Consider the following 7,706-nt stretch of genomic DNA (forward strand, 5'->3'; position numbering starts at 1 on the left):
GGTGTGCATCTGGAAATGGATTTCCATAACGAGAGAGAAGTGTTCATTCTTATTCCTTGGACCAACAGGGGTTGGTAAAACTGAATTAGCAAGAGCTCTTGCATCTTCCTTGTTCGGCGATGAATCTGCAATGATTCGACTTGATATGTCTGAATATATGGAAAAGCATACTGTTTCTCGTCTAGTTGGGGCTCCTCCTGGATATGTAGGATATGAAGAGGGCGGTCAACTTACTGATGCAGTTCGTCGTAAACCATATAGCGTTATTTTACTTGATGAAGTAGAAAAGGCTCATGCAGATTTCTTTAATATCCTATTGCAAGTACTTGATGATGGTCGACTTACAGATAGTCAAGGTAGAACCGTAGACTTTAGAAATACGGTTATCATTATGACTAGTAATTTAGGAGCTAAAGCATTACATAAGAACTCTACAGAACTAGGCTTCTTAGCACCAAAAAAAGCTGAATCTACTGCTAAAGATGCTAAAAGTATTGATTTTAAAGAGGCTAAAAAGTCTGTTATGGATGCTGTAAAACGTCATTTCAGACCAGAGTTTTTGAATCGTATTGATGAGATGATAGTATTCCATCCGTTGACTGAAGAGGACTTAACAAAAATTGTGACTATTTTGATGAGTGATGTAACAAAACGTCTTGGAGAACGTGATTTGCACTTAGAAATTACACCTGAGGCTATGAAATTACTTGTTAAAGAAGGTTCAGATTTTACTATGGGTGCTCGTCCTTTAAAACGTGCTATTCAACGTTTAATTGAGGACCCTGTATCCGATCTTATTTTGAAAGGTGAGGCGATAGCAGGTAAAACAATTAAAGCAGATGCAACGGATAACGATATTGTTGTAACGGTTTAATATAAATACAAAAATATATAGTTAATGACTACCTTTCATATAAATTATATGGCTTAAATGGTATACTATAGAATAGTGATAGTTAACCATGTAGTAAAATTATGCATAAAAGGTCATGAATGGTTATCATTCATGACCTTTTTTATCTTTTATAACAGTTTTGAGGTAATATGGCAAAAGCAAAATCAGTATTCTTCTGTCAAAATTGTGGGGCTGAATCCTCTAAGTGGATGGGCCGTTGTCCACAATGTGGCGAATGGAATACATTAGTTGAAGAGATTATTAAAGAAACTAAACATAGCCGCACACCTTCACGAGGTGTGGGAAACCAAACAACAAAACCAACTGCTTTACCGGATATTGAAATTTCCTCCATTGCTCGTGTATCTACAACCTTTGGTGAAATTGATCGTGTATTAGGTGGAGGTATAGTACCTGGTGCTTTAATGCTATTAGGTGGCGATCCAGGCATCGGTAAATCTACATTATTATTACAGGTTTCCCAAAAGGTAGCCGATACTGTTGGTACAGTTCTCTATGCATCTGGTGAGGAGTCTCAATTACAACTTAAACTTCGAGCAGAACGACTTCATATTAATAGTGAACGTTTACAAGTGATTGCTGATACAGATTTAGATCATATCTTAGAGCAAGCTGATGCAATGACGCCTTCTTTGTTAGTTATCGACTCTATTCAAACCATGTATACTGGATATATCGATGCTGCTCCAGGTAGTGTTAGCCAAGTGCGAGAATGTACATCGCGCCTCCTTCGCTTCTGTAAAGAACGAAATATTCCAACGGTAATCATTGGACATGTTACTAAGGAAGGCAATATTGCGGGGCCTCGTATGTTAGAACATATGGTGGATGTAGTGCTTTACTTTGAAGGCGAACGGTCTTACCAATTCCGTATTTTGCGCTCTATTAAGAATCGTTTTGGATCTACATCTGAAACAGGTATTTTTGCCATGGTTGAGGAAGGGTTACAAGAGTTATCTAATCCATCAGCTTCCTTATTGGCAGAACGATCTGATGAGGAAAGCGGCAGCGCCGTTATGATTTATCTTGAAGGGGTTCGTCCTATCCTTGTAGAGGTACAAAGCCTTGTTGTTACGACTGCTTTTGGTATGCCTAGAAGAACTGCAATCGGTTATGACCTTAATCGTTTAATTGTACTTTTGGCAGTATTAGAAAAACGTTGTGGTTTCACGTTAGGTAATAAGGACGTGTACGTTAACGTTATTGGTGGTCTCAAGGTAAATGAACCAGCTTGTGACTTGTCTATGGCTGTTGCTATCGTATCTAATTTAAAAAATCGTATTGTTCCTACCGATATGGTCATTTTAGGTGAAGTAGGGCTCACTGGTAATGTTCGTAGCATTCCACGTATTGAACAGCGTATCAATGAAGCTAAGAAATTAGGTTTTAAAAAGTTTATTATCCCTGAAGGCAATTATAAGCAAATCAAGGATAATGATAGTTCTATCAAGATTAGAGGCGTTAAATCTATTCAAGAGGCAATGCAGTTGGTATTTTCTTAATTAGGAGGTGATGTAATGATTTATCGCATATTGCGCTATGTAATAGCCATTCTTGTGGGCACAGCGGCCTATGTTGGAATGGATAGCTTAGCACCTATTATCGACCCATATTTGGTCTCTCAATTTGAGTCCTTTGGGGATATGTCATTGACCATTGCACGTATTTCAGTATTAATTTTTGGTACTTTATTAGGCGTTATTATTGGGTATTTAATTTCTTCATTTATTTTAAAGCAAGGCTTAGTCATTGCTAAACGTTTAGAACGTATTCTTACTCATATTCCAAATCAAGAATTGATTGCAGGCACCATCGGTTTATTATTCGGTCTTATTATTGCAAATTTAATTGGTGTTGCATTCCATCAAGTACCTATTATAGGACCTTATATTCCTATTATATTGAGTGCTATCTTTGGATATAGTGGCCTTAAAATTATGGCTCGTAAAGGCCCTGAAATATACTATAACTATGTACAACAATGGGGTGGAGAAGGTACTAAAAAAACAAGTCGTTTTAAAATGTTCTCTACTCATAAATCTGATAAAACTACGAGCACACCAAAACTACTAGATACATCTGTTATTATTGATGGACGTATTAAGGAACTATGTAATACAGGATTTATTGAAGGCCCTCTAATGGTTCCCCTTTTTGTATTGAATGAGTTACAAATTATTTCTGACTCTGCTGATGCTACAAAACGAAATCGCGGTCGTCGTGGCCTCGATATTTTGAAAGAGATGCAAGATGCTAAAAAGGTAGCCATTGAAGTAGTAGAAGATGATTATGATGATCTTACAGAAGTAGATTCTAAATTAATGCGTCTTGCTTTAGATAAGCAGTGGAAGTTGATGACTAATGACTTCAACTTAAATAAGGTGGCTCGGGTACAAGGCATTGAGGTGCTTAATCTGAATGAACTCGCCAATGTACTGAAACCAGCCCTCATTGCAGGCGAATGGATTCGCGTGCAAATTATGAAAGAAGGTAAGGAAGTACACCAAGGTGTTGCTTATCTCGATGATGGTACCATGATTGTTGTTGAAGATGGTAAACCTTATGTGGGTCAAACTGTAGAGGTAATGGTTACATCCATATTACAAACTAGTGCTGGTCGCATGATCTTTGCTCGTGTAGATGGAGGACAAAATGGACAAGGTAATTAGTTGTATTGTTCTCGCCGCAGGTGCAGGGCGTCGCATGGGGTACAAAGAAAATAAGATATTTATCCCTTTGGGACGATTCTCTATCATTCAGCGTACATTGCAAAATGTAGCAAATGTTGAAGGTTTGAAAGAGATTATTCTTGTTGTAGCCGAAGGCGAACAAGAATATATGACAAAACATATTCAAGAGTTGGATTTGACGGTTCCAGTTCATATAGTGTTGGGTGGAAAAGAGCGTCAAGACTCTGTAGCATGTGGCTTACAGGCTGTATCGGAGGATACCAATATTGTTCTTGTTCATGATGGAGCACGACCATTAGCTTCTACAGAAATGTTTAATAATGTTGCTGACGCGGCTAATCTCTATGGAGCGGCTACTGTAGGTGTTCCGGCTACGGATACTATTAAACGAGTTGATATGGACCATAATGTTCTAGAAACATTACAGCGTAGTGAGCTATACCAAATTCAAACACCACAAGGCTTTCAAAAAGAATTATTTATAGAGGCTCATCAAGTGGCATATGAAACCAAGTATCTTGGTACTGATGATGTATCACTAGTTGAGTATGTAGGTAAGCCTGTACATATAGTTGAAGGGGATTATTGTAATATTAAAGTGACAACACCAAATGATATTGCAGTAGCTAAGCGATATTTAGGAATTGAGGATACACGTATGCGCGTTGGATTTGGTTATGATATTCATCAATTAAAAGCAGGTCGCCCTTGTATTCTTGGCGGTGTTCATATCGAATCTGAACTCGGCCCTGATGGTCACTCCGATGCGGATGTTCTCATTCATGCATTGATGGATGCCATGCTAGGTGCTGCAGGTCTACGAGATATTGGATATTATTTCCCGCCTGAAGATGACCAGTATAAAGGGATTTCTAGCATGCTTTTACTAGAAAAGGTTAATTCCTTATTGAAAGAACGTGGGTTACAAGCCTATAATATAGATATTATGGTTATTTCAGAGACACCTAAGTTAAAACCACACATCGACACGATGAAGGCTAACTTACAATCTGTTTTAGAAATACCATTAGAACGTATTAGTATTAAAGCGACAACAAATGAAATGCTTGGTGCTATCGGGCGCCGTGAAGGCATTGCTGCACAAGCTGTCGTTTCTGTATATGAAGGAGAGGTATAATCATGAGTTCCATGAAAGTTCGTTTTGCTCCAAGCCCTACGGGTCCATTCCACATTGGTGGCGCTCGTTCTGCTTTGTTTAACTGGTTGTTAGCACGTAAAGAAAAAGGCACATTTGTATTGCGTATTGAAGATACAGATTTGGCTCGTTCTACCCGTGAAAGTGAAGAAAATATCAAAGCTTCCTTGCAATGGCTTGGCATGAACTGGGATGAAGGCATTGATGTAGGTGGCGATAATGGTCCTTACCGTCAAACAGAACGTCTTGACTTATATAAAGAAGTAACACAACGTTTGTTGGACGAAGGCAAAGCTTATGAGTGCTACTGCACACCAGAAGAATTAGATGCTGTTCGTCAAGAACAAATGGATCGTGGCGAAACACCTAAATATAACGGTCATTGCCAACACTTAGACGAAGAAACTAAGGCTAAATATATTGCAGAAGGTCGTAAACCAACAATTCGCTTACGCGTTCCTTTGAATAAAACATATGCATTCGATGATATGGTACGCGGTCATGTATCCTTTGAATCCAACGGTGTAGGTGACTTCGTTATCGTTAAATCTGATGGTATTCCTGTATATAACTTTGCCGTAGTAATGGACGATCATATGATGGGCATTACTCACGTTATTCGTGCAGAGGAACATTTATCTAATACACCACGTCAAATGGCTATTTATGAAGCTTTAGGTTGGGAAGTACCTAAGTTTGGCCACATTTCCTTGATTCTTGGTAAAGATTACAAGAAAATGTCCAAACGTCATGGTGCTACTTCTGTTGAACAATACAAACAATTAGGCTACTTACCAGAAGCACTTGTAAACTTCTTAGCGCTTCTAGGTTGGGCTCCAGAAGGGGAAGAAGAGTTCTTCACACAAGACGAATTGATTCAAGCCTTTTCCATGGATCGCGTAGCTAAGAACCCTGCCGTATTCGACATTGATAAATTGAACCATATTAACTTCCACTACATGAAAAACTTGAGCGATGAAGAGTTATTCCATCTTTGCTTGCCTCATTTGAAAGAGGTTGGTTTGGCTCCAGATAGTTTAAATCAAGCGGATATTGATTGGTTGACATTGCTATGCTCCACATTCCGCGACCATATTAGCTATGGTGCTCAAATTAAGGATCATGTAGGCATGTTCATGGGCGAAACAGTATTCCTTGAAGAAGGTCATGAAGAGGAATTGCGTGCTGTATTGAATGAAGAAACAGCACCAACAGTTCTTGGTGCATTCCGTAATGCATTGGCAGAACTTGATGAAATTACACCTGACGTTGTAAAAGCAACGATTAAAGCTGTTATGAAAGAAACTGCTTTGAAAGGTAAATTCGTATTCATGCCAATCCGCGTAGCTTTAACAGGTCAAATGCATGGTCCAGATTTGAATAATATCGTTACATTACTTGGTAAAGAAAAATGCTTACATCGCTTAGACAATGTTAGCGCTTTAACAAAATAGTAATAGAGGCTAATTTAAAAGCTCTCATAGCTGAGGTTATGAGAGCTTTTTTATGTATATTGAGATTATTCTATGGAAATGCTATAATAATCGGCGTCTTTTATTTTTATTTATTATGAAAGTGAGTGCTTTTATGAGTATTATTCGTTCTCTTAATCACTTATTCAATAGCTATCTTTCCTGGATCGTGCTATTGATGGCAGTGTTAGCGTATTTATTACCAACTGTATTTTCTTGGATGACGCCGTACATTGCGTACATGCTTCAATTTGTTATGTTTGCCATGGGGTTAACATTAACGGCTCAAGTTTTCCTTGATGTATTTAAGCAACCAATGAAGGTTATTCTTGTATCTGTTATTCAATTCTTATGGATGCCATTGGCAGGTTTCTTGGTAGCCATTATTTTCAATTTCCCTCCGGAAATTGGTATCGGCTTCATTTTGTTAGGTGCATGTCCTGGTGGTACAGCTTCTAATGTTATGACTTTCCTTGCTAATGGTAATGTTCCTTTATCTGTATCTGCAACGACTGTTTCTACATTATTGGCTCCAGTATTAACACCTTTATTCGTTGTACTCTATGCAGGTGCTACATCTTCCATTGAAATTCAATTCATGCCGATGTTTATTTCCATCGTAAAAATCGTATTGGTACCAATTATCTTAGGTATCGTATTGAATTACTTCATCGGTTCTAAGATTGAACCTATTAAAGATGTTTGTCCTACAATTGCGGCTATTGCAGTATTGCTTATTTTAGCAGCTGTAACTGCAGTAAACCAAAAACAAATTGCTGAAACTGGTTTCATCATCTTCGTAGCATGCTTGGTACAAAATGTGAGTGGTTACGTAGTAACTTACTTCATTTGTAAGGCACTTAGCATCGATATTTCCTCTCGTCGTGCTATGCAAATTGAAGTGGCAATGCAAAACTCTGCATTATCCGTGTCTTTAGCACTTAAACACTTTACACCTCAAGCAGCAGTAGCAGGTGCAGTGTTCTCTATCATCCATAACTTTACAGGCTCTATCTTTGCAGGTATTTGCCGTAAACATGATGATCAAGAAAAATTAGAAAACGCTTAATAGTTAATAACTAATGTTTCAATTATTATTTGTAAGTATACTTTTATAAATGATATTGGCATTAGTGATAAGCGTAGTAAAATATTTTCATTATAGAATTCCTCATCTTTTAAATTCTATATCCAGAATATGCATGTTTAATAGGCTATTTGGATATATTGAGAGATGAGGACTTTCTTGTTCTCATTGACATTCTATAGGATAATTGATACAATATTTACATATCTGAATATAGATGATTACTAATAGCTAAGACTGAAAGAAGTACTCTACAACTAACTTTTTAGCGAGAACCGATGGTGGGAGGGTTCAAGGATAGGTAGACGAAATGCATTCACGAGCTGACACTCCGATTATAGGTAGGTTTGTCCGGTGACGCGCCGTTATGCGATGAGTGGGTACC

General features: G+C 37.9%; 6 protein-coding genes. All 6 read left to right on the forward strand.

Features of this window, described 5'->3' with window-relative positions:
* The coding region (locus QZR70_RS07665; RefSeq protein ID WP_295794258.1) for an AAA family ATPase at positions 1-874 on the forward strand (874 nt) is incomplete at its 5' end.
* 170 nt (positions 875-1,044) lie between these two features.
* Positions 1,045-2,418 carry a DNA repair protein RadA gene (gene radA / locus QZR70_RS07670; protein ID WP_295794261.1) on the forward strand — a complete coding sequence of 458 codons (1,374 nt, stop codon included), beginning with the start codon at positions 1,045-1,047 and terminating at the stop codon, positions 2,416-2,418.
* Between the two features lie 15 nt (positions 2,419-2,433).
* Positions 2,434-3,585 (forward strand): PIN/TRAM domain-containing protein, encoded by a 1,152-nt coding sequence (locus tag QZR70_RS07675; protein ID WP_105093848.1) that lies wholly within the window; start codon positions 2,434-2,436, stop codon positions 3,583-3,585.
* Positions 3,569-4,744, forward strand: a complete 1,176-nt coding sequence (gene ispD, locus QZR70_RS07680; protein ID WP_295794264.1) for a 2-C-methyl-D-erythritol 4-phosphate cytidylyltransferase — start codon at positions 3,569-3,571, stop codon at positions 4,742-4,744. Before QZR70_RS07675 ends, ispD begins: the two co-directional genes overlap by 17 nt.
* A 2-nt stretch (positions 4,745-4,746) precedes the next feature.
* Positions 4,747-6,216, forward strand: coding sequence for a glutamate--tRNA ligase (gene gltX, locus QZR70_RS07685; protein ID WP_295216793.1), 1,470 nt, complete (start codon positions 4,747-4,749; stop codon positions 6,214-6,216).
* A gap of 133 nt (positions 6,217-6,349) precedes the next feature.
* The gene (locus QZR70_RS07690) at positions 6,350-7,303 is read left to right on the forward strand and encodes a bile acid:sodium symporter family protein (protein ID WP_287540067.1); all 954 of its coding nucleotides are present in this window, start codon (positions 6,350-6,352) and stop codon (positions 7,301-7,303) included.
* The last annotated feature ends 403 nt before the right edge of the window (positions 7,304-7,706 follow it).

The organism is uncultured Veillonella sp. (assembly GCF_900545205.1).
In the GTDB taxonomy this organism is placed as follows: Bacteria; Bacillota; Negativicutes; order Veillonellales; family Veillonellaceae; genus Veillonella.